Annotated in this window: 18 protein-coding genes and 2 tRNA genes; 12 read left to right on the top strand and 8 right to left on the bottom strand. The window is 56.1% G+C overall.

The features are described 5' to 3' along the window. Positions 1 to 65 precede the first annotated feature (65 nt). Entirely contained in the window at positions 66 to 1,103 is a 1,038-nt protein-coding gene (locus CMN55_RS10715) for an alpha/beta hydrolase (protein WP_293949799.1), read from the top strand. 32 nt (positions 1,104 to 1,135) lie between these two features. Here the strand turns inward: CMN55_RS10715 and CMN55_RS10710 are convergent, their stop codons facing one another. Beyond that, a complete protein-coding gene (locus CMN55_RS10710) occupies positions 1,136 to 1,819 on the bottom strand; it encodes a 5-formyltetrahydrofolate cyclo-ligase (RefSeq protein WP_293949798.1) in 684 nt (227 codons plus the stop codon). Positions 1,820 to 2,111: 292 nt separating this feature from the next. Between CMN55_RS10710 and CMN55_RS10705 the strand changes: the two genes are divergently transcribed. Continuing rightward, entirely contained in the window at positions 2,112 to 2,723 is a 612-nt protein-coding gene (locus CMN55_RS10705) for an NADPH-dependent FMN reductase (protein WP_293949797.1), read from the top strand. A 64-nt stretch (positions 2,724 to 2,787) separates the two neighbouring features. Here CMN55_RS10705 and CMN55_RS10700 read toward each other — a convergent pair whose 3' ends face one another. After that, a complete protein-coding gene (locus tag CMN55_RS10700; protein ID WP_293949796.1) occupies positions 2,788 to 3,555 on the bottom strand; it encodes an SDR family NAD(P)-dependent oxidoreductase in 768 nt (255 codons plus the stop codon). A 179-nt stretch (positions 3,556 to 3,734) separates the two neighbouring features. Between CMN55_RS10700 and CMN55_RS10695 the strand changes: the two genes are divergently transcribed. Beyond that, positions 3,735 to 5,054, top strand: a complete 1,320-nt coding sequence (locus CMN55_RS10695; protein ID WP_293949795.1) for a diguanylate cyclase domain-containing protein — start codon at positions 3,735 to 3,737, stop codon at positions 5,052 to 5,054. 89 nt (positions 5,055 to 5,143) lie between these two features. Next, entirely contained in the window at positions 5,144 to 5,797 is a 654-nt protein-coding gene (locus tag CMN55_RS10690; protein ID WP_293949794.1) for a DsbA family oxidoreductase, read from the top strand. A 54-nt stretch (positions 5,798 to 5,851) separates the two neighbouring features. On the opposite strand, the gene mfd is transcribed toward CMN55_RS10690, so the two are convergent. Further along, positions 5,852 to 8,956, bottom strand: coding sequence for a transcription-repair coupling factor (mfd, locus tag CMN55_RS10685; RefSeq protein ID WP_459253660.1), 3,105 nt, complete (start codon positions 8,954 to 8,956; stop codon positions 5,852 to 5,854). Positions 8,957 to 9,352: 396 nt separating this feature from the next. After that, positions 9,353 to 9,631 carry a succinate dehydrogenase assembly factor 2 gene (locus tag CMN55_RS10680; protein WP_293949792.1) on the bottom strand — a complete coding sequence of 93 codons (279 nt, stop codon included), beginning with the start codon at positions 9,629 to 9,631 and terminating at the stop codon, positions 9,353 to 9,355. Positions 9,632 to 9,788: 157 nt separating this feature from the next. On the opposite strand from CMN55_RS10680, the gene recG reads away from it, so the two are divergent. Then, a complete protein-coding gene (gene recG, locus CMN55_RS10675) occupies positions 9,789 to 11,879 on the top strand; it encodes an ATP-dependent DNA helicase RecG (RefSeq protein WP_293949791.1) in 2,091 nt (696 codons plus the stop codon). On the opposite strand, the gene CMN55_RS10670 is transcribed toward recG, so the two are convergent. After that, positions 11,864 to 12,634 carry a DUF502 domain-containing protein gene (locus tag CMN55_RS10670; protein ID WP_293949790.1) on the bottom strand — a complete coding sequence of 257 codons (771 nt, stop codon included), beginning with the start codon at positions 12,632 to 12,634 and terminating at the stop codon, positions 11,864 to 11,866. The two genes, recG and CMN55_RS10670, sit on opposite strands and share 16 nt — an antisense overlap. A 231-nt stretch (positions 12,635 to 12,865) precedes the next feature. Here CMN55_RS10670 and CMN55_RS10665 point away from each other — a divergent pair, with 231 nt between their 5' ends. The 3 genes from CMN55_RS10665 to CMN55_RS10655 all read left to right on the top strand — a co-directional run bounded on the left by CMN55_RS10665 (position 12,866) and on the right by CMN55_RS10655 (position 15,879). Continuing rightward, entirely contained in the window at positions 12,866 to 14,584 is a 1,719-nt protein-coding gene (locus CMN55_RS10665) for a PAS domain-containing sensor histidine kinase (protein ID WP_293949789.1), read from the top strand. An 89-nt stretch (positions 14,585 to 14,673) separates the two neighbouring features. After that, positions 14,674 to 15,429 carry a glucose 1-dehydrogenase gene (locus CMN55_RS10660; RefSeq protein WP_293949788.1) on the top strand — a complete coding sequence of 252 codons (756 nt, stop codon included), beginning with the start codon at positions 14,674 to 14,676 and terminating at the stop codon, positions 15,427 to 15,429. A gap of 27 nt (positions 15,430 to 15,456) precedes the next feature. Then, a complete protein-coding gene (locus CMN55_RS10655; RefSeq protein WP_293949787.1) occupies positions 15,457 to 15,879 on the top strand; it encodes a cupin domain-containing protein in 423 nt (140 codons plus the stop codon). A 62-nt stretch (positions 15,880 to 15,941) separates the two neighbouring features. Here CMN55_RS10655 and CMN55_RS10650 read toward each other — a convergent pair whose 3' ends face one another. After that, a complete protein-coding gene (locus CMN55_RS10650; RefSeq protein WP_459253659.1) occupies positions 15,942 to 16,475 on the bottom strand; it encodes a peptidylprolyl isomerase in 534 nt (177 codons plus the stop codon). 252 nt (positions 16,476 to 16,727) lie between these two features. On the opposite strand from CMN55_RS10650, the gene CMN55_RS10645 reads away from it, so the two are divergent. After that, positions 16,728 to 16,803, top strand: a tRNA-Lys gene (locus CMN55_RS10645). A 125-nt stretch (positions 16,804 to 16,928) separates the two neighbouring features. Here CMN55_RS10645 and CMN55_RS10640 read toward each other — a convergent pair. After that, positions 16,929 to 17,015 (bottom strand) — tRNA-Leu (locus CMN55_RS10640). 121 nt (positions 17,016 to 17,136) lie between these two features. Then, positions 17,137 to 17,910, bottom strand: a complete 774-nt coding sequence (locus CMN55_RS10635) for a competence/damage-inducible protein A (RefSeq protein WP_293949785.1) — start codon at positions 17,908 to 17,910, stop codon at positions 17,137 to 17,139. Between the two features lie 104 nt (positions 17,911 to 18,014). Here CMN55_RS10635 and sfsA point away from each other — a divergent pair, with 104 nt between their 5' ends. Genes sfsA through radC form a run of 3 tightly spaced genes read left to right on the top strand, consistent with a single transcriptional unit; the run spans position 18,015 to position 20,360 of the window. Further along, positions 18,015 to 18,743: a DNA/RNA nuclease SfsA gene (gene sfsA / locus CMN55_RS10630; RefSeq protein WP_293949784.1), complete on the top strand. Its 729-nt coding sequence runs from the start codon at positions 18,015 to 18,017 to the stop codon at positions 18,741 to 18,743. Positions 18,744 to 18,769: 26 nt separating this feature from the next. Beyond that, a complete protein-coding gene (gene map / locus CMN55_RS10625) occupies positions 18,770 to 19,594 on the top strand; it encodes a type I methionyl aminopeptidase (protein WP_293949783.1) in 825 nt (274 codons plus the stop codon). Then, positions 19,584 to 20,360: a RadC family protein gene (radC, locus tag CMN55_RS10620; protein ID WP_293949782.1), complete on the top strand. Its 777-nt coding sequence runs from the start codon at positions 19,584 to 19,586 to the stop codon at positions 20,358 to 20,360. Before map ends, radC begins: the two co-directional genes overlap by 11 nt. Positions 20,361 to 20,420: the final 60 nt, after the last annotated feature.

The following is a 20,420-nucleotide window of genomic DNA, read 5'->3' as shown; positions in this document are numbered from 1 at the left end:
TTGCCGCCGGTTCATCTGCCTGCCATGATATTCCAATCGGGAAGAGATGAAACGGGAGGAGCATCATGGCAAACGCGGAGATAACGGAACATCAATTAACGACGGAACGGCATTCCAGCTTCTATCTGGCTTCCGGGCCGGAGGATGGGCCGCTTGTCATTTTCCTGCATGGCTGGCCGGAGCTGGCCATAAGCTGGCGGCATCAGCTTCCCGTTTTTGGCGGTCTCGGTTTTCGCGCGATTGCACCGGACATGCGTGGTTATGGCCGCTCTCGCATTCATGCCCATCACAGCGATTATGCGCAAGCCGAGGTGGCGGCAGATATGATTGAGCTGCTGGATTCCCTCGGTCGAGAGAAAGCCATCTGGGTTGGCCATGACTGGGGCAGCGCCACGGTCTGGGCTCTTGCCAGCCATCATCCGGATCGCTGCCATGCGGTAGCCAGCCTCTGCGTACCTTATGCCACGCTGGAACATGGACTTGATGCCTGTCTGCCGCTGATCGATCGGGAGATGTATCCGGAGGCGGACTTTCCCGTCGGGCAATGGGATTATATCCGCTTTTATGAAGAAAATTTCGCCCGTGCGACGGCGGTTTTTGATGCCAGCCCTTATCATGCCATCAAGGCGCTATTCCGGCGGGGCAAGGCGCGTGTAGAACCCCGCCCGTCACCCACCGCCTTTATCCGCGCAACTGGCGGATGGTATGGCGGGGCGGATCAGGCGCCGGATATTCCGCGAGACGATGCCGTGATCAGTGAAGCGGAGCTTTGCGCCTATGCCTCTGCTCTTGAGCGAAACGGTTTTTTTGGCCCGGATTCATACTATATGAACAATCCCGGGAATGCGGCCTATGCCGCAACGGCGTTGAATGAAGGCATTCTGGAGATGCCGACGCTTTTCCTGCTCGCCGAATATGACGAGGTATGCGAATGTCTCCGTTCAAATCTCGCGGGACCGATGCGCAATTATTGCCGGGATCTCACAATTCGACACATTCAATCCGGTCACTGGATGGCGCAGGAAAAGCCCGGTGAGGTAAATGCGGCGCTTCTCCGCTGGCTGGCGACAACCCTGCCACCCTGCTGGCCCGGTGACGCATGAGCAGAGACGACGAGAGGGTACTGTCAAAAAGATTAATCGGTAGTTCTGTGGATCGGGTCGCCTGTTTCCGTTATGATAATATCCATTGGAATATCATGAGGTTGCGGGAAAATACTCGATAACTTTGTGAAGGAATATCCGACGCCGACAGTGATCGGTCGCGGTGTCAATCTGGCAAGGGTGCGGTCATAGAAACCGCCGCCACTGCCAAGTCGGTAATTCTCTGCATCAAAGCCGATCAGGGGCATGATGACAATGTCGGGGGTAAGCTCCGCGCCTGCGGCCGGAACAGGAATGCGCCACATCCCCTCTTCCATTTCGCATTCCGGCGTCCATTCCCGGAAGAGGAGCGGTTCATCCCGTCCCCTCACCACGGGCAGGGCAATGCGGGCCTGCCGCGCCGTCGCACGATGCATCCAGTCACGAAGATCAATTTCGCCCGGCATCGGCGAATAAAGGGCAATCACCAGCTCTGGACGGATGTCAATGACCCGCTCCAGCCATGCCGCAATGCGGGTTGCGGCAGAGGCTGCCTCCTCTTCGCTTACGGAACGGCGTGCTTTCCCAAACTCGTCGCGCTTTGCCTTGCGAAATCGGGCAACATCAAGGGCGGCCTGTCTGTCCACCCCCATATATCCATTCTCATCCAGTTCCAGCTCATGCGCAAAACACGGAGGAGATGAAAAGCCGCCTGTAAATTCACTGTTGTTTCCCATAGTAAAACTATAGCAGCAAGTGCGCATAATTTCCATGTGTTTCCGGGGGTTCTGCTCGTCCGACCCCATGAGAGGAAGATTGGATTGCATCGATTGCGGTTACATATAACCTCTGTTTGCATGCTGTGTCCCCGGACCAGAAAATTCGTCAATATATTTGATTTATCAGGAGTTTTCGGGTTATCTCTGAAGGATGCATAATCGCCCCGCCCCGCATACGCCGGATGCGCAAAAGTCATCATCAGCAAATTCCGGATAACGGCGGGAGAAAATATCTCAAAGGACAAAACGCATGACGCAACAAAGAATTGGAATTATCGTCGGCAGTGTTCGCGAAAAGTCGGAGTCCGGACGGATTGCCGAATATGTCGGCAAGCTGCTGCAAAAGCTGGCTCCGGATGTGGGGATCGAAATGTTTCGGCTCCGTGATCTCGATGTCCCGCTTTGGCATGAAGATAAATGGGTTGCGGGCAGCGAAATGCAGGCATTCTGGAAGCCCATATCGGAGCGCCTCAAGGCGTGCGATGGCTTTGTGGTGATCAGTCCCGAATGGGCCGGCATGGCGCCGGCGCATCTCAAGAATTTCCTGCTGATGTGCGATGGCGGGGAACTGGCGCACAAGCCTGCGCAGCTGATTGGCGTCAGTTCCGGTATGGGTGGGGCCTATCCCATCGCCGAGCTGCGCATGAGCGGTTACAAGAATAATTTTCTCATGTGGTTGCCGGATCATATGATCCTGCGTCATGTGGTCAAACTGTTTGCGAGCGAGCCGCCGACCGCGCTTGACGAGGAGTTAACGGCGCGTATGGAATACGGCCTTGAATTTCTCCTCGAAACGGCGAAGGCGATGGGGCCTGTGCGGGAAAAGGTACAGAAGCTGCATCTTTACAAGACCGGAATGTAATTCCCTAAAAACAGCCTTCAGGATATTGTTTCTAATATATCCTGAAGGCTGCTGTCGGATAGCATTAGAAACCGGCTGCGCTCATCCCGTCATCCACCTCGATCGCGGAGCCGGTCATGAAGTCGGAGCCTGGTCCGGCCAGCAGTAAAAGTGTTCCATCCAATACGGATGGATCGCCCACCCGCCTGCCCGGCAGTTTTGAAATCAGGCGTTTGCCGCCTTCGGTTTCCCAATAATCCTCGTTCAGTTCGGTCACGATATAACCCGGGTTGAGGCAGTTGACCTGAATGCGATGGCGCCCCCATTCGCTGGCGAGACTGCGGGTCATATGCTCCACTGCGGCCTTCGACATGTTGTAGGCAACATTCTGTTTGAGGACCCGCTTCGCCGCGATGGAGGCGATATTGATGATTTTTCCCCCTGCCCCATGACGGATCATGCTTTTCCCGACAGCCTGCGCGACAAAAAAGGCGCCATGGGCATTGGTCATCATCACCTGGTTGAAATCATCCGGCGTGACATTTTCCGCGGGGGCCGGTTTGCTGATCCCAGAATTGTTAACCAGGATATTTATGGGCCCGAGTTCGGTTTCCGCGACCTTGATCGCCTCATGGATGGAGTTGATATCGGTAACATCCATACGGACCGGCAGAGCCCGCCCGTCGAACGCCGTGATTTCCCGCGCCAGCGCTTCCAGTTTCTCCGTGCGCCGCGCGGCCAGCGATACCTTTACCCCGGCCCGCGCAAGTGTCAGGGCAAACCGCCAGCCCAGGCCGGAGGACGCGCCGGTGACAAGTGCGTGCTTGCCGTCAAGATTATGGGGTGATGTCATGGTATGGCTCCTGATGTGCTAATTTATTATCCTGATTTTTGCCCATGATTTCCTGATCGTCTTATAAAATCAAGGCCGCATTTGGCGCAGGAACAAGTTGGTTATGGCCACGAGCCGGGCGCTTTTTTCGCAAGACTCACATAATCTTAATCTTTTTCCCGGAAAACTGGCAAAGCTATATGGGAGATTTTGTTATGCGCTATATCGCCACCCTTCTGGTTGTCTCGGACAGCCCGTCGAACAGTCTTGAACCGGTGCTGACAGCCGCAGGATACCATTCGGTCCGTCTTACATTTCTACAGATGTTCGAACAGGAATTTGGCGATCAGTCGTTTGATTTAATCATATTCGACGGAGAGAATAATCCGGCCAATGTGGATGTGAAGGAGTTGGCCCATCTGGCGGCGGAGCGGAATTTTCCGCTGCTGCTGGTCGGGCCGGCGGATATCCGTTGCCGTATTCAGACAATCAGCCCCGGCTTTTGTGATTTGGAACTGCTGACCCGTGTCGGCGCCCTTGTCCGGCTTGGTAATATGGAGCAGGAGCTGGCCCGCCGCATCCATACGACGGAAAGTTACGGTGTTGATCTTTCCGAAATCCACGCGCCGGAACCGGATATTGGCGATGCCCATATCCTGATCGTTGGTAACAAGACGGTCGTGCTTGGCAATGTGCTGCTGCGTCTCGATACCCGCACNAATATCCATATCTGCAAAAATGCCGATCTCGCGCTTGATGAGCTTCGGCGCGGTTCGTTTGATGCGGTGATCCTCTCCGGCGTNGGGCATGGGGACAGCCATCTNCGGCTGCTNTCAAATATCCGTGCNGATTCCCGGTTATATAATCTGCCGNTGGTNATGGTNCTNGANACNNCGGAAAACCGTCATGGCGCTTATCTGCACGGGGTTTCCGATATTATTCTGCATGACAGTGAAATGGATGCTCTGGCCAATCGTGTCGGANTNCANATTCGCCAGCACCGCTATCGCTTCGCCATACAAAAGCTGTTCCGCATTGCCAAACCCTACCCCGTCATTGATGGNCCGACCGACCTTTATTCCAGNGGNTTCATGCGGGCNCATCTGCCGTTGCTGTTCCGNGATCATGCNGCGCAAAAGAAAGCGCTGAGTATCGCGTCNNTCAAAATTGCCAATCTTGATNNCATAACGNCGGAATTCGGCTATCCCTCCGGCGATCAGCTTCTGAGGCAGGTCGGTTCCGCTCTTGGCGCTTTGGTGCGNGGGGAGGATTTCTGCTGTCATTATGCCCGCGGCCATTTTCTTGTCGCCCTCCCTGGTACGCGATTGAAGGAGGCGCATATTGCGCTCAAACGTCTNGGCGGTGTATTGCGCAATACGGAATTTGCACTTNCNAATGTNCCNGCNCCCCTGCGTATCGAGATCATCACCGGCCTTGCNGAGGTNGCCGCGGAAGAGAGTATCGATGCNNTCGTNGAACGGGGCCTCACCTTCGGCATGGATAAGGAACAGGCGGCATAACTCGCTTTNCCGGCTTNCNGGCGGGTTAATTTGACCAGTCGTTCCAGACAGANCTTGCCCGTTNGCTGGCGCTGTCCTATAGTCANGGTATGAAAATAGATATTGTCTCCGACACCATCTGTCCCTGGTGCTATATNGGCAAGCGNAAGCTCGAAGCNGCGCTNNCAAGCCGCCCTGATCTTGCGGTGGAAGTGACCTGGCATCCATTTCAGCTNAACCCCGACATGCCTGAAGGNGGCGCCGACCGGAAAAGCTTCACCGCCAGNAAATTCGGCAGCATCGAACGGGCAAGAGAGATCTACGATAACATCAAGAACGCTGGTCAAGATGTTGATTTGGANTTNAATTTTCATAAGATCGAACGAACCCCNAANACCCTTGATTCCCANCGCCTGATCCGCTGGGCCTATACCGCCGGCTGTCAGGATGCGGTGGTCGAGATCCTGTTCCGCCGTTATTTCATGGAGGGAGAGGATATNGGCGATCCCGCCATCCTGATCGAGGCGGCAAAGGAAGCAGGCATGGATTTCGAACTGGTCGGAGAANTGCTGGCGAAGGATTCAGACAAGGANCTTGTCCGCAGCGAGGACATGAAGGTCCGCGAAATGGGCATCAATGGCGTGCCGCTTTTNATTCTGGGGGAACGCTTNGCCCTGTCCGGCGCGCAGGATCCGTCTGTNTTTCATCGGGCCTTTGATCGGCTTGCGGAACTNGACGNAAAAGAAAACGGTGCNGAGAGCTGATTTCCTCTGGATTTCGTTCTGATGTTCNCNCTCGATAAGNNTATTANNTATNAATTATAATGACTTGGCGACTTTTGCGAGATTCTGCGCGAGCCAGAGAACGCCNTTGAGCCGGTCTTCCGGATGTTGCCAGTCGCGAGTATGCACCAGCTTGTGATCCCCNCGCAGTTTGGTNGAACCNGGCGCGCGGGAGATAAATTGCACCAGCCCNCCCGGATTGTCGAACCNGTTCTCGCGGAAGCTCAGCACCGCGCCTTTCGGCCCGGCTTCNATNTTTTCGATATTNGCTNCGCGNCAGAAATGCTTGATGGTCATCACCTCGATCAGATGNGTCACCTCATCCGGCAGCGGCCCGAAGCGATCNACNAGTTCCATGGCGAAGGCGTTGATTTCCTCCGCCGTTTCCTGCGCGGCGATGCGCCGGTACAGCTCCATCCGCAANGTNAGNTCGGCGACATAATGTTCGGGGATCAGCACTGAGGTGCCGATATTGATGCTGGGTGACCATTTATCGGCAGTCTCCACGGTATGGCCGAGTTCGCTCTCGCGGGCATTGGCCACCGCCTCTTCCAGCATTTCCTGATAGAGTTCAAAGCCAACTTCGCGGATATGGCCGGATTGCTCATCGCCGAGCAGGTTGCCCGCCCCGCGGATATCCAGATCATGGCTCGCCAGCGTGAACCCGGCCCCGAGCGTATCAAGGGATTGCAGAACCCGCAGGCGTTTTTCCGCGGCATCCGTCAGACGTTTGCGCGGCGGCAGGGTGAGGTAGGCATAGGCGCGTGTCTTGGAACGTCCGATGCGCCCTCGGATCTGATAGAGCTGGGCGAGACCGAACATGTCGGCGCGATAGGTGATCAGCGTGTTGGCGGAGGGAATATCAAGGCCGGATTCGACAATATTTGTCGCCACCAGCACATCATAGGCACCGTCATAAAAGGCATTCATGACGCTGTCCAGCTCCTTCGCCGGGAGTTGGCCGTGGGCCGTGACGTATTTCACCTCCGGCACCTGTTCGCGCAGGAAGTTGCCAACTTCCGGCAGGTCGGACAAACGCGGACAAACGATGAAACTTTGCCCGCCGCGATAATGTTCCCGCAGCAGCGCCTCGCGCAGCACCACCGGATCAAACGGCAGGACAAAGGTGCGAATGGCGAGCCGGTCCACGGGTGGCGTTGCGATGATGGAAAGATCGCGGATACCGGTCATGGCAAGCTGCAATGTGCGGGGAATAGGCGTCGCCGTCAGGGTCAGCACATGCACATCGGCGCGGAGCTCCTTGAGCCGTTCCTTGTGGGCGACGCCGAAATGCTGCTCCTCATCGACGATGACAAGCCCAAGATCCTTGAATTTGATGGATTTCGCCAGCAGCGCATGGGTGCCGATGACGATATCCACTTTGCCTGAAGCAAGATCGGCCTTTGTCTGGTTTGCCTCTTTCGTTGTTACCATGCGCGAGAGTTGCGCAATGCGCACCGGTAGATCGGCAAAGCGCGCGCGAAAGCCCTTGTAATGCTGGCGGGCGAGTAATGTCGTCGGGGTTACAATGGCCACCTGCCTGCCGGACATGGCGACGGTGAAGGCGGCGCGCAGCGCCACTTCCGTTTTGCCGAAGCCGACATCGCCACAGATCAGCCGGTCCATCGGCCGCCCTTTCGCCAGGTCGTCCAGCGTGTCGTCAATGGCCTTTTGCTGATCGTCAGTTTCTTCAAAGGGGAAACCGGCGCAGAATTCCGCGTAAAGACCATCGGGTGGGCTCATCACCTCTGCCTTGCGCAGTTGGCGGGCGGCAGCGATGCGGATCAACTGGTCGGCCATTTCCATGACGCGCTTTTTCAGCTTCGCCTTGCGTAGCTGCCAGCCGGACCCGCCAAGCTTATCCAGCACGGCCGCGCTGTCACTGCCGCCATAACGCGACAGCATCTCGATATTTTCAACCGGCAGGTAAATCTTGTCCCCGCCCGCATAGAGCAGTGTCACACAGTCGTGGGGAGCACCCGAAATCTCGATGGTGGTCAGCCCTTCATACTGCGCAATGCCATGATCCACATGCACCACGAAATCTCCGGGGGAAAGCTGGGAGGCTTCGGCAATGAAATTCTCATGACGCTTGGAGGATTTACGCGACCGGACCAGACGGTCGCCAAACACATCCTGCTCGCCGATGACGACGAAGCCCGGCGTTTCGAAGCCTTTTTCCAGCGGCAGGACGGCCAGTTCCGGCAGGTTGGAACCGCCAGATTCGTGAAAATCATCAATCTCGCGCACCGGGCTGATGCCATGATCTGCGAGAACAATTTTATTGCGCGCGAGCGATCCGTTACTGAAAAAGCTGAGGATGACCCGCTTTTTCTGCCCTAACTTCTCGATAACATGGGTTTTCAGAGCATCATAGATATTCCCTTGATGCTGGGCACGCTCCGGTGCGAAATCGCGGCCGGCATGTCCGCCAGCGTCCAGTATGGTCTCATTCCCTGCTCCGCTTGCAAAGGGGGAAAATTGCCCGACCGCGCGCGAAGCCAACGCCGCTTGCCATTCCTCATTCGTCAAATAGAGATAGTCCGGCGGCAGGGGGTTATAGTCACTGCCGCGCGCCGACTGGGCTTCCTTGCGGGCCTCGAAATGATCTGTGACGGTATCAATGCGTGCTTCCCGCGCCTCTTCCAGCATATGATCGAGAAACAGCGTTGCATTGGGCAGGAAATCAAACAGCGTCGCCATGTTTTCATGAAACAGCGGCAACCAATGTTCCATCCCAGCGTGGCGACGTTTCTCGCTGACCGCCTCATAGAGCGGATCATCCGCCGTGACCGCCCCGAAAAGCTGGCGATAGCGGGAGCGGAAAAGCGGCACCGAGGCATCGCTGAGCAGGAACTCCGACGCGGCGGTAAATTCAAGACTTTCAAGCGTGCCGCTGGACCGCTGGCTCAGCGCATCGAAAGCACGGATTCCATCAACGGCACTGCCAAACAGATCAAGCCGCACCGGGTTTTCCGCCCCCGGCGGAAAAATATCGATCAGACCGCCGCGCACGGCAAATTCGCCGGGCTCCATCACCGTACCGATGCGGGTGAAACCATTGGCCACAAGATAAGATGTCAGACTGGACGCCTCGATTTTATCACCCACACGAATGTTGAGGCGGCTGCCCTTTACCATATCGACGGGCGGCACGCGCTGCGTGATAGCGTTCAGCGTGGTGAGAATGATGCGGGGCGGTCCGCCCTCCTCCGTTATGCGGCCAAGCGCCGTCATGCGTCTTGCAACAATCTCCGGATTGGGAGAGACACGGTCATAAGGCAGGCAGTCCCAGGCGGGGAAGCTGACGACCTCCACCTCCGGCGCAAAGAAGGCGAGCGATGCCTCGGTCGCTGCCATGCGCAGATCATCGCGCAGTATGAACAGCAGGTCGGTTTCCGCCTTTTGCGCATAGCCGCCGAGCAGACAGGCGTCATACCCTTCGGGAACGGATTCCAACCGGAAGGCGATGTTTCGGTCCGCCAGGGCGCGCAGGCGTGTTTCCAGCACTGTCAGATCGGTTTTGCTCATAAAAGATCAGTCTTTGCGGGCCAGTTCGTTCCGGCCATATTCCTGCAATTTATCCATGACGCTGGAGCAATGCTCGGCAGGAACTTCTTCGCGGCCAACGGCCCAGACATAGATGTTGGGATCGCCGGCTTCCAGCAGGGCTTCATAGATATCAAGTTCTGTGGATGTGAAGTCATGGACATACTTATGGGCGAATCCGCCAAGCAGCAGATCGGTCTCCTTCATCCCGGTATAAAGCGAACGGTGAATGAGGCGTTTGCGGCGGATGGCGATATCTTCAGTCATGATCTTCTTTTCTTGTTGGGATCAGAAGCATATAACCTGTCTCAGCCGCAATGTCAGCAGTTCTCTCAATCGGGCGCCAATTGCTGCCGCCGCGCCTATCAGCATTGACCTTGACCGGCGGCGATACCACAATGCCGTAAAATGAAACGGAGGATGCGTGCGCCCGGAGATATTGTATCAGCTTTTCTCGCCGGTAAACCGGCTCACCGGCATCGGCCCGCGCCTCGCCGCCCTGATCGAAAAGCTGGCCGGACCGAATGTCATTGATCTTGTCTGGCACCTGCCGAACGGGCTGGTCATGCGGGAAAAGGTAACGCAACTCTCCACTGATTATATCGACCGGATGATTGTTGTTGCCCTTCATGTGGAGCATCATCTCCCGTCCCGCAACCGTCGCGCGCCCTATCGCATTCAGTGCCGGGTTGGCGTTGATCCCCTGACTCTCACCTATTTTAACGGGCGGGAGCAATATCTGCGTCAGCAGTTGCCGGAAAACAGCGAGCGGGTCGTGAGCGGCCGGTTGGAGGAATTTAACGGCGCCTTTCAGATCACCCACCCCGATCATGTCGCTACCCCTGAAGATGCAGGCGAAATCCCCTTGTTTGAAGCGGTTTACCCGCTGACGGCGGGGCTGACCAATGCGACCTTTTTAAAGGCGTCGCGACAGTTCCTTCCCCTGCTGCCCGATTTGCCGGAATGGCAGGATACGGCGCTTTTGAAACGGGAAGACTGGCCCGGATGGAAAGAAAGCCTGATCCGGGCGCATCATCCGGAAAGCGAGGCGGATCTGGATCGTGATGCTTCGCCGCGCGCCCGCCTCGCCTATGATGAACTGCTTGCCAATCAGCTCGCATTGGAGCTGGTGCGCCGTCAAATGAAACGAAAAGCCGGACGTGTCCTGAAAGGCGACGGACGGGTTGAATCGAAAATCCGAGCGGCCCTGCCCTATAAATTGACCGGGGCGCAGCAACAGGCGCTCGCCGAGATTACGGCCGATATGGCGGCATCGCATCGCATGCTGCGACTGTTGCAGGGCGATGTCGGCAGTGGCAAGACTGTTGTCGCGCTGCTCGCCATGGCGGTGGCTGTGGAGGCTGGAACACAGGCCTGTATTATGGCGCCGACGGAAATCCTCGCCCAGCAGCACTATAAGGCAATTGCGCCCTTGGCCGAACAGGCGGGTCTCTCCTGCCAGATCATCACCGGGCGATTGAAAGGCAGGAAACGGACGGAAATACTGGAACAGCTTGAGAGTGGCGCCGTGGATATCATTGTTGGCACCCATGCGCTGTTTCAGGAGGATGTGGTGTTTCATGATCTCGGTCTCGCCATTATAGACGAGCAGCATCGCTTCGGCGTGCATCAGCGTCTGGCCCTCAGTGCCAAAGGTAAAAACGGTAAGGATGGGGTTGATGTGCTGGTGATGACGGCAACGCCAATCCCGCGCACCCTCGCCCTGACAGCCTATGGCGATATGGATATCTCCCTCATTACGGAAAAACCGCCGGGGCGAAAGCCGGTGGATACACGCGCCATTGACCTGTCCCGCCTTGAAGGGGTGGCGGAAGGCCTTGCCCGCAAGCTCGCCGCGGGGGAGCGGATTTACTGGGTCTGCCCGCTGGTGGAGGAATCGCAGCTTCTGGACGTTGCGGCGGCGGAAGAGCGTTTTGAGATGTTGCAGCATCTTTATGGTGATCGCGTCGGGCTCATTCATGGCCGTCTGAAACCGGAGGAAAAGGACGAGACCATGCGCCGTTTCATGACCGGGGAGATCAGCATTCTTGTCGCCACGACTGTGATCGAGGTCGGCGTTGATGTGCCGGAGGCAACCGTCATGATCATCGAACATGCAGAGCGTTTCGGCCTTGCCCAGCTACACCAGCTGCGTGGCCGTGTCGGGCGCGGCGGTCTTCCCGGCACTTGCCTGCTGTTGTATGCCTCGCCGCTTGGCCAGACGCAGAAGGCGCGGCTCGCCATCCTGCGCGAGAGTGAGGATGGTTTTCGCATTGCCGAGGAGGATTTGCGCCTGCGCGGGGCGGGCGAGCTGTTGGGGACACGCCAGAGCGGTCTGCCGGAATTCCGCCTGGCCGATTTACAGGCCCACTCCCGCCTGCTGGCCATGGCGCGCGATGATGCGCGACTTATTCTGGAAAAGGATCCGGAGCTAAAATCGCGGCGCGGCGCGGCGCTGCGAATCCTCCTCTATCTGTTTGAGCGGGATGCAGCGATCCGTTATTTATCCGGTTGAGAGGGCGTCTTTCCGGGCGCGCTGATCTTTTTTGTCTGCTTGTCCTTCGCGGCCGCTTTTCCGTCGCTGTCGCCGGGCCAGATCATGCCCGCGGATATCACCAGCTTGATCCCCGCCTCCACCGGCATGTCGAGATATTTAAGATCGCTTTTCGGCACAAACAGCAAAAAACCTGAAGTGGGGTTCGGCGTTGTTGGCAGGAAAACACTGATAACATCGTCCTCGCTGAGACTGTCCACCTCGCCTTTTGCCTGGCTGGTCACGAAAGCAACTGCCCAGAGGCCCCTGCGCGGATATTCTACCAGCACCACCTCGCGGAAGGAGGTGCTGGACTGCGCCATCACCGTTTCCATGATCTGTTTCAGGGCATGATATATGGTGCGGATAACCGGCATTCGGCTGACGATGCGTTCGCCAAAGGTGAGAAGCGTTCGGCCGAGGAAATTGGCAGTGAGAAAACCGATGAGAACCAGCGCAAAGGCGGTAATCAGAACGCCGAGCCCCGGCACGCTGAACGGCAGATAGGTTTCGGGGTTGTAGCGAGCCGGGATCAGCGGCGTGATGTTGGCATCGACGAAGGTGACAAAAGCATAGGTGAGATAGATGGTGATCGCAATCGGCGCGGCGACAACAATCCCCGTCAGGAAATAGGTCCGCAGCCGGGCGAGGCCGCTTGTTTTCGGGGCCGGTTCTACCAGAACCGGTTTCCTGTCGTCTTCTTGGGACGTTTCGCGATGATCGGATTTTTTGAACATTTTCCGTAAGTTGCTGAAAACAGGTGGAAAAGGAGTATTTTTCAGGGATTTCCTGATCTATGGGGAAGCCTATCATGAAGCCATGCCAGTGTCTTATGAATTTTCTGTCAGTCACGGGCCGGCTGTATTGGCCGTGTAAACTTCCTCTTAACACTTGTTGGCTATACTTCCATCTGAATGTTATCAGCCTTTAAAAAAGACGTAACCGTCGCGCCGGAACCAGCTCGATCCATGAAAATTTACTGGAATTTCAGACGGCTGCTGGAATTTGGCAGCCTTGTCCTGCTGACGGTTTCTTTCGGCCTTCTTCTGTTTTCGACCTTGTTTCTGGACGATCCCTATTTCCATTACGCCAGCAATATTGCGGCTGGCGGGCTGCTTTTCTGTGCCCTGCTTGCCTTTTTCCAGATACGACAGATCCGCACAGGTCAGAAAGCCCTGCGCAGCAAGGATTCTCTGCTAAACGTCATTCTCGATAATGTCGATCTTGGCATTGCCGTTTTTGATGAGGATCTGAAATTGCAGGCCTGGAACAGGCGTTATCTGGAGCTGACGGAAGCGGATGCGAAACGTTACCAGGCGCATCAGACAACATTACAGGATGTTCTCGGCTGGAATTACGATCATTATGTGGATATTGAGTTGTCGCGCGATGACTTTATCGTGGATACGCTGGGGAAAATTGAAAAGCGGGTTTCGAGTGTGCTGGACCGCAAGCTGGTTACGGGCCGGATTATCGAAATTTATTATAATATACGGACCGATGGCGGACTTATTCTGACCGTTACGGATGTGACGTCGAAGCGCATGGCGGAAAGGTCGCTGCGCGAAAATGAGGATCGCTACCGCACGATGATCGAGCTGTCGCCCGATGCCATTGTCGCCCACAAGGGGGGCTATATCATCTATGTGAATGAAGCGGCGCTCCGGCTCTTTAACAAGCGCGGCCGTCATGATCTGATCGGCCATCGAATATCGGCCTATTTCCCCTATTCGGACATGGAAATGCTCTCTCCCTATATGGGGCCTGTCGAAGAGATGGAGAGCGGAAAAAAACTACCGTCCCTTAAGTCTCGTGTGATCCGCGATGATGGCATTCAGACCAATGTGGAAATGGAGGGCTCCGCCCTGCTCTATGGAGAACGCATGGTCATGCAGCTTGTCATCCGCGATATTTCCGCACAGATGCAGATTGAAGAATTTCTCAAGCAGGCGAAGGACGAAGCGGAATATGCCGCCAAGATCAAGGGCAAGTTTCTTGCCAATATGAGTCATGAACTGCGCACGCCGCTAAATGCGGTCATCGGTTTTTCCGAGGTCATCACCAGCCAGATTTTCGGGCCCGTCGGCTCAAGTAAATATCTCGAATATGCAGAGGATATCAACGCGAGCGGTCATCATCTCCTCGATCTGATCAATGACATTCTCGATTTCTCCAAGATCGAATCCGGAGAACAGAAAATCAATGAGGAAGCCGTTGAGATCGACGTGCTGGTGAATGAATGCGTCCGCCTGACGCAGCAGCGGGCCATCGAGAATGATATCAATATCAAGCTGGAGTTCGATCCGCTCCTGCCGCAGATTTTCGCGGATCGACGGATGATCAAGCAGATTCTCATCAATCTCCTTTCCAATGCAGTGAAATTTACCCCCATGGGAGGGCGGATCATTACCTCCGTCCAGCTTCTGGAAGATGCGGGCCTGCGTATCAGCGTCAGCGATAACGGCATTGGCATTCGCGAAGATGATATTGAAAAGGCCCTCACCCCCTTTGTGCAGGTGGACAGTGACAAGGACCGGAAGTATCAGGGAACGGGACTTGGCTTGCCGCTGTCGAAAAACCTTGCCGAAATGCATGAAGGGCGGCTGGAACTGATGAGCCGTTATGGCGAAGGCACGGTCGTTTCGCTCTATCTGCCGCCCTCGCGTATCGTACCGAAAGCGGCCTGAAGCGCGCGCAGTCGAAAATTTTTACCGCCACTCTTGCCAATTGCCTCTGAAAGTTGAACTATTCTCGCCAGAAAGCGGGAGAAGAAAACATGCGATTGAAAGATAAAGTGGCCATCATCACGGGCGCGGGCTCAGGCTTTGGCAAAGCTATGGCGGAACTGTTTGCGGCGGAAGGCGCAAAAGTCATGGTCAGCGACCTGAATGGCGCGGCGGCAGTGGCGGTTGCGAAGGGCATAACCGATGCAGGCGGAACAGCCATCAGCAGCGCCTGCGATGTCACCAGTGCCGCCGATCTCGCGGCCATGACGGACGCAACATTAAAGGCATTCGGGAAAATCGACATCCTCGTCAACAATGCGGGTTTTCCGCAGCGTAACGGTTCCATGTTCGATGTGGATGAGGCGACGTTCGATAAAATCTTCAATGTCAATGTGAAGAGCCTGTATCTCACCACGAAAGAGATTGTCCCGCACCTCATTGAAAGCCAGGGCAATGTGGTGAATATCGCCTCCACGGCGGCGCTGAGTCCGCGGCCCGGCCTCACCTGGTATAATGCGAGCAAGGGCGCGGTTGTCACCATGTCCAAATCCATGGCACTGGAGCTGGCGCCAAAGCAGGTGCGCGTTAACGCCCTCTGTCCGGTATTCGCCAGCACCGGCATGTCGGTGGAATTCATGGGCGGGGTGGATACACAGGAAATCCGCAACAAATTTGTTTCGACCATCCCGCTCGGGCGCGAGAATACGCCGCGCGATCTCGCCCATGCCGCACTCTGGCTGGCCTCCGATGACGCGTCCTTCATTACGGGTGTCGCGCTGGAGGTGGATGGCGGGCGCTGCGTTTGATGAATTCTACTCTAAAACGGGGGAACAATGGCGGATAAAGAGGCTGTGAGGAAAAAACTGCTCCATATCGCCCCGGGCGGTGGGCGTGCATATGACATGGGCGGCATGCGAAGCGTCTTTTATGCAGATGAAGCGGAGACGGCGGCGGAATATTCCATTTCCGAATGGCACCTTGCGCCGAAAACGCCGGGATCGAGCCCCCATTCTCATGATCATGAGGATGATATCTTCTATGTTTTGGAAGGGGTGACGACCTTTTACCTGGATGGCGCGCGGCAGGATGCGGCGGCGGGCAGTTTTATTCGCGTGCCCGCCGGCGTGACCCATGATTTTGAAAATCTGTCAGATGAACCAACCCGCTTTCTGAATATTTTTATTCCCGGCGGATTCGAACGGGACATGCCCGCCATTGTCGATTGGTTTGCGAAGAATTCCGCTGATAAAGGTTAGAAAAAGACGGCGACCGAGTGGCACGCCGTCTTATTTGAATATTAGGGGTCTGAGACGGCCCCCTACTCCTTCACATCGGCGGCGACCTGCATTTTCACGATGATATCCGGCTCTCCGGGGACCATACCGCTTTTGCCGACGCCTTTCTTGATCAGGTCGACATATTCCATGCCTTCCACAACCCGGCCCCAGACGGTGTATTTCCCGTCAAGAAAATGGGAATCGGCGGTGACAATAAAAAACTGGCTGTCGGCGCTGTGCGGGGAGGTTGCCCGCGCCATGGAAACCGCGCCGCGCACATGCGGGGCATTGCTGAACTCCGCCCGCAGCTTGCGGCCCGATCCGCCCGTGCCGGTGCCGGTGGGATCGCCCGTCTGGGCCATAAAATCGACGATTACGCGATGGAACTTGACCCCGTCATAAAAGCCTTCGCGCGTCAGCTCCTTGATGCGGGCGACATGGTTCGGCGCAAGGTCAGGGCGTAATTCAATCACGACGCGGCCATAGACAAGATCAAGATAGAGGGTGTTTTCCGGGTCGGCTGCATTTGCCGTGGAGAGCGGCAAAGCGCTTATTCCCGTCAGCATCAGAAGCATGAAAACCCGTGACAAGAACTTTGAAATCATCCGTATCCTCTTTCGTTTGACTGTATCAGCGTTATTTTCTGCCATTTCGGCGCCGGGGCGTCCATGATGAATATGCTATAGTTGCAGATAACGACATTTTTGACAGCTTTTAAAAAAATAAAATCTGTGTTGACCATTGGGCGCAACCTCCCTATGTTGCAGCCGCGTTGCGACGCTTTTCGACTGAAATGAAAGGCCATTCATCGCAGCATCGCAAAATGGGGGCCCGTAGCTCAGTCGGTAGAGCAACTGACTTTTAATCAGTGGGTCACAGGTTCGAATCCTGTCGGGCTCACCATTTCGCTATCCTGAAATAACCGGAATCTGCCGTTGGAACATCTGCAACTGTTCTGAGGAGCGCCCCACCCCTTCAATTATCACGATTTTTGCAGAATTTATCTGGAATGGTGGTCGGGGTCAGATTGGTGCCCGCACCCGGAGTTGAACCGGGAAGCCCTTACGGGCGGCAGATTTTAAGTCTACTGTGTTTACCGATTTCACCATGCGGGCGGCGGGTGAACCCTAGCGAAAGCGGTTTACGGAAACAAGGATTTAATGCCGTGACCTGTCTTTTTTGCCCGTTCTGACAGTACCGTTCCTGCGCGCTGCGGCGGAAATACCCGTGGCGGCGTCAGCTTGTTTCGCTGGCGCTCACACCCTGGGTTTTCAGCCAGTCGAAAAGCGCATCGAACGCGGCGTTGAGAGCCTCGGGATCGGTTGAGCGCAGCACCAGATTGGTGCCCACCTCCCCCTGCTTGAAATAGGGATATGAACCCATGGAGACATTGGGGTAAACCCCCTGCAGTTCGCCGAGTTTCTGGGCGACGCGTCCCTCGGGCAGGCCAGCGCCGATGGTCCGGCTCAACATTTTCGCCCCGCCCTGCAGGATTGGGGCAATTTCCGCGAACATCGCCTGCATGATCATGGGCACACCGGCCATGACAAAGACATTCTCGATTCTGAAACCGGGCGCCTTGCTGACCGGATTGTAGATGAGCGTGGCGCCGTCCGGGATGCGGGCCATACGCTTGCGGGCCGCGTTGAATTCAATACCGCTCGTTTCGTAATGGCGGGTCAGGATATTCATGGCTTCCGGATGATAGTCGATGGCGACCCCGAATGCGGCGGCAATGGAGTCCGCCGTGATGTCATCATGGGTCGGGCCAATCCCGCCGGTGGTGAAAACATAATTGTATTTGGCACGGAGTTTGTTGACGGCGTCAACAATCTCCGCCTCGATATCCGGGACGACACGCGCCTCGCGCAATTGCACGCCGATCTCGTTAAGCTGCACCGCCAGCCAGGCCATATTCTTATCCTGTGTCCGGCCGGAGAGGATTTCATCGCCGATGACGAGAATGGCGGCGGTGACCGTCTTCTGGGAATGATCTGTATGGCTCGACATAAAATAACCTGCAATTTCCGGACCCGGGGTTGCCCGCATCATAGCAAAGGGAATACAAAGAGCATCAGCAAAATTATCACGCAGTCCAATCCGGGTCGATAAAGATGGAATTTCCCACGCCGCTTGAAAAAGGCACCCTGATCAAACGATACAAACGCTTCCTTGCCGATGTGGAAATGGCGGATGGTCGCACCCTCACCGCCCATGTGGCCAATTCCGGCTCCATGATGGGTTTGAAGGAACCGGGTATGACGGTCTGGCTATCGCGTTCAGACAATGCAAAGCGCAAGCTACCCTATAGCTGGGAACTGGTGGAAATTGAAGATGCTTTCGTTGGCATCAACACCTCGCATCCGAACGGCATCGTGGCCGAGGCGATTGCGGCCGGGGATGTGCCGGAACTTGCAGGATATGATAGCCTCCGCCGTGAAGTGAAATATGGTGAAAATTCCCGCATCGATATTCTGCTTTCGGGTGACAACAGGCCGGATTGCTATGTGGAGGTGAAGAATGTCACGCTGGCCCGCATGGCGGCGGAGGCTGAATTTCCTGATGCGGTGACGGTGCGCGGTACGAAGCATCTGCGGGAACTTGCCAGTATGGTCGAAAACGGGCAGCGCGCGGCCATGTTCTACCTGATCCAGCGAACCGATTGCCGCTCCTTCCGTCTGGCGGCGGATATCGATCCCGATTATGCGGCGGCTTTCGCGACGGCCAGAGCGGCGGGAGTTGAAATTCTCTGCTATGACTGCCACATAACAACTAACGGAATACGTCTCGGTTCTCCTGTCCCGGTCATTCCTGGTTCCCTTTCGGTCCGGCATGACGTATAATTCGTTAAATTTACTGAAGAGCGCTTATGAGATATGAAACGAGTATAACCGCGCCGGAACGCAACACCGGCGTGATCAAGCTGCATGGACCCGAAGGTTTTGAGGGAATGCGCAAGGCCGGGCAATTGGCTGCCGAAACCCTTGACATGATAGCGGAGCATGTGGTGCCCGGCGTCACGACGGAGGAGCTGGACCGGATCTGCGCCGACTTTATTGCCGAGCGCGGTGCGACCAGCGGACCGCTGAATTACCGCGGCTATCCCAAGCATGTCTGCATCTCCATCAACCATGTGGTCTGCCATGGTATTCCGGGGCCGAAAAAGCTTCAGAATGGCGATATTCTCAATATTGACGTCACGCCCATTGTTGACGGCTGGTATGGCGACAGCAGCCGCATGTATGTGGCCGGCAAGCCGAGCGTGAAGGCCTCCCGCCTGATCGACATCACCTATGAATCCCTGATGCGCGGAATTGAGGTGGTGAAACCCGGCGCCACCACCGGCGATATTGGTTATGCCATCCAGAATTTCGCGGAAGGCAAGCGCTGCTCTGTCGTGCGCGACTTCTGCGGACATGGCGTTGGCCGGGTGTTTCATGATGTGCCGAATATCGTGCATTACGGCACGCCGGGCGAAGGGATCGAGTTGAAAGCTGGCATGATTTTCACGATCGAACCGATGATCAATCTCGGCACCTGGCAGGTCAAGGTGCTCGATGATGGCTGGACAGCGGTCACCAAGGACCGTTCCCTTTCCGCACAGTTCGAACATTCTATCGGCGTGACCGAAACAGGGTATGAAATTTTCACCCTGTCACCGAAGGGACTGGACAAGCCGCCCTATGACGTCTGACCCCAAGCCTTCGCCGGACGCATCCGGCCTGCATGATCTGGATAGCCCCTATACGCTGGGGCTTGCGGAGAGTGCAAAAGGCATGAGTGGAAAGATGGATCACCGCGCCGGTCACCGTGAAAGAATGCGCGCGCAGGTACTCTCGGCGGGCGCACGGTCGCTGGCGGATTACCAGATTCTGGAAATGCTGTTGTTTGCTGCCTCCCCGCGCGGCGATACCAAGCCGCTTGCGAAAGCGCTGCTGGCGCGCTTCGGCAGCCTGTCGCGTGTTCTGAAGGCGGAGGCGGAGGAGCTGCGCAAGATTGACGGCGCGGGCGATGCGGTTATTGCCACGCTGAAGATTGCGGAGACGCTGGGGGAGAAGCTGCTGCGGGCCGAAATTGAGAAAAGAAATGTCATCGGTTCCTGGCAGGCATTGCTCGAATATTGCCAGGGCACGATGGGCGAACGTCAGGTCGAGCATTTCCGTATTCTGTTTCTCAATAACAAGAATCACCTGATAGCTGATGAGGTGCAGCAGACCGGCACCGTCAATCACACTGCCGTCTATCCGCGCGAAGTGGTGAAACGAGCGTTGGAGCTGGGCGCCACCTCCATCATTCTGGTTCATAACCACCCGTCCGGTGATACGACGCCATCAAAGGCGGATATCGACATGACGCTGGAAATTGTGAAGGCGGCGGCGGCGCTTAACATCCGCGTGCATGATCATGTCATCGTCGGCAATACGGACTGTCTCAGCTTCAAGTCCCGCGGATTGATATAGTAGGACGTTTCCCGCCCACTCTCTGCCTTAACACGTCCATCCCTGCCCTTAAATGGTTGA

It is taken from the genome of Sneathiella sp., assembly GCF_002694385.1.
GTDB lineage: Bacteria > Pseudomonadota > Alphaproteobacteria > Sneathiellales > Sneathiellaceae > Sneathiella.
The sequence above is the reverse complement of the archived record's forward strand: the minus strand, read 5'-3'. Positions and strand labels throughout refer to the sequence as shown.

Bases quoted from the DNA above. Each gene is read 5' to 3' on its own strand.
- CMN55_RS10715 (WP_293949799.1), top strand. From the start codon at position 66: ATGGCAAACGCGGAGATAACGGAACATCAATTAACGACGGAACGGCAT.
- CMN55_RS10710 (WP_293949798.1), bottom strand. From the start codon at position 1,819: ATGGGAAACAACAGTGAATTTACAGGCGGCTTTTCATCTCCTCCGTGT.
- CMN55_RS10705 (WP_293949797.1), top strand. From the start codon at position 2,112: ATGACGCAACAAAGAATTGGAATTATCGTCGGCAGTGTTCGCGAAAAG.
- CMN55_RS10700 (WP_293949796.1), bottom strand. From the start codon at position 3,555: ATGACATCACCCCATAATCTTGACGGCAAGCACGCACTTGTCACCGGC.
- CMN55_RS10680 (WP_293949792.1), bottom strand. From the start codon at position 9,631: ATGACTGAAGATATCGCCATCCGCCGCAAACGCCTCATTCACCGTTCG.
- CMN55_RS10670 (WP_293949790.1), bottom strand. From the start codon at position 12,634: ATGTTCAAAAAATCCGATCATCGCGAAACGTCCCAAGAAGACGACAGG.
- CMN55_RS10665 (WP_293949789.1), top strand. From the start codon at position 12,866: ATGAAAATTTACTGGAATTTCAGACGGCTGCTGGAATTTGGCAGCCTT.
- CMN55_RS10660 (WP_293949788.1), top strand. From the start codon at position 14,674: ATGCGATTGAAAGATAAAGTGGCCATCATCACGGGCGCGGGCTCAGGC.
- CMN55_RS10655 (WP_293949787.1), top strand. From the start codon at position 15,457: ATGGCGGATAAAGAGGCTGTGAGGAAAAAACTGCTCCATATCGCCCCG.
- CMN55_RS10650 (WP_459253659.1), bottom strand. From the start codon at position 16,475: ATGCTTCTGATGCTGACGGGAATAAGCGCTTTGCCGCTCTCCACGGCA.
- CMN55_RS10635 (WP_293949785.1), bottom strand. From the start codon at position 17,910: ATGTCGAGCCATACAGATCATTCCCAGAAGACGGTCACCGCCGCCATT.
- sfsA (WP_293949784.1), top strand. From the start codon at position 18,015: ATGGAATTTCCCACGCCGCTTGAAAAAGGCACCCTGATCAAACGATAC.
- map (WP_293949783.1), top strand. From the start codon at position 18,770: ATGAGATATGAAACGAGTATAACCGCGCCGGAACGCAACACCGGCGTG.
- radC (WP_293949782.1), top strand. From the start codon at position 19,584: ATGACGTCTGACCCCAAGCCTTCGCCGGACGCATCCGGCCTGCATGAT.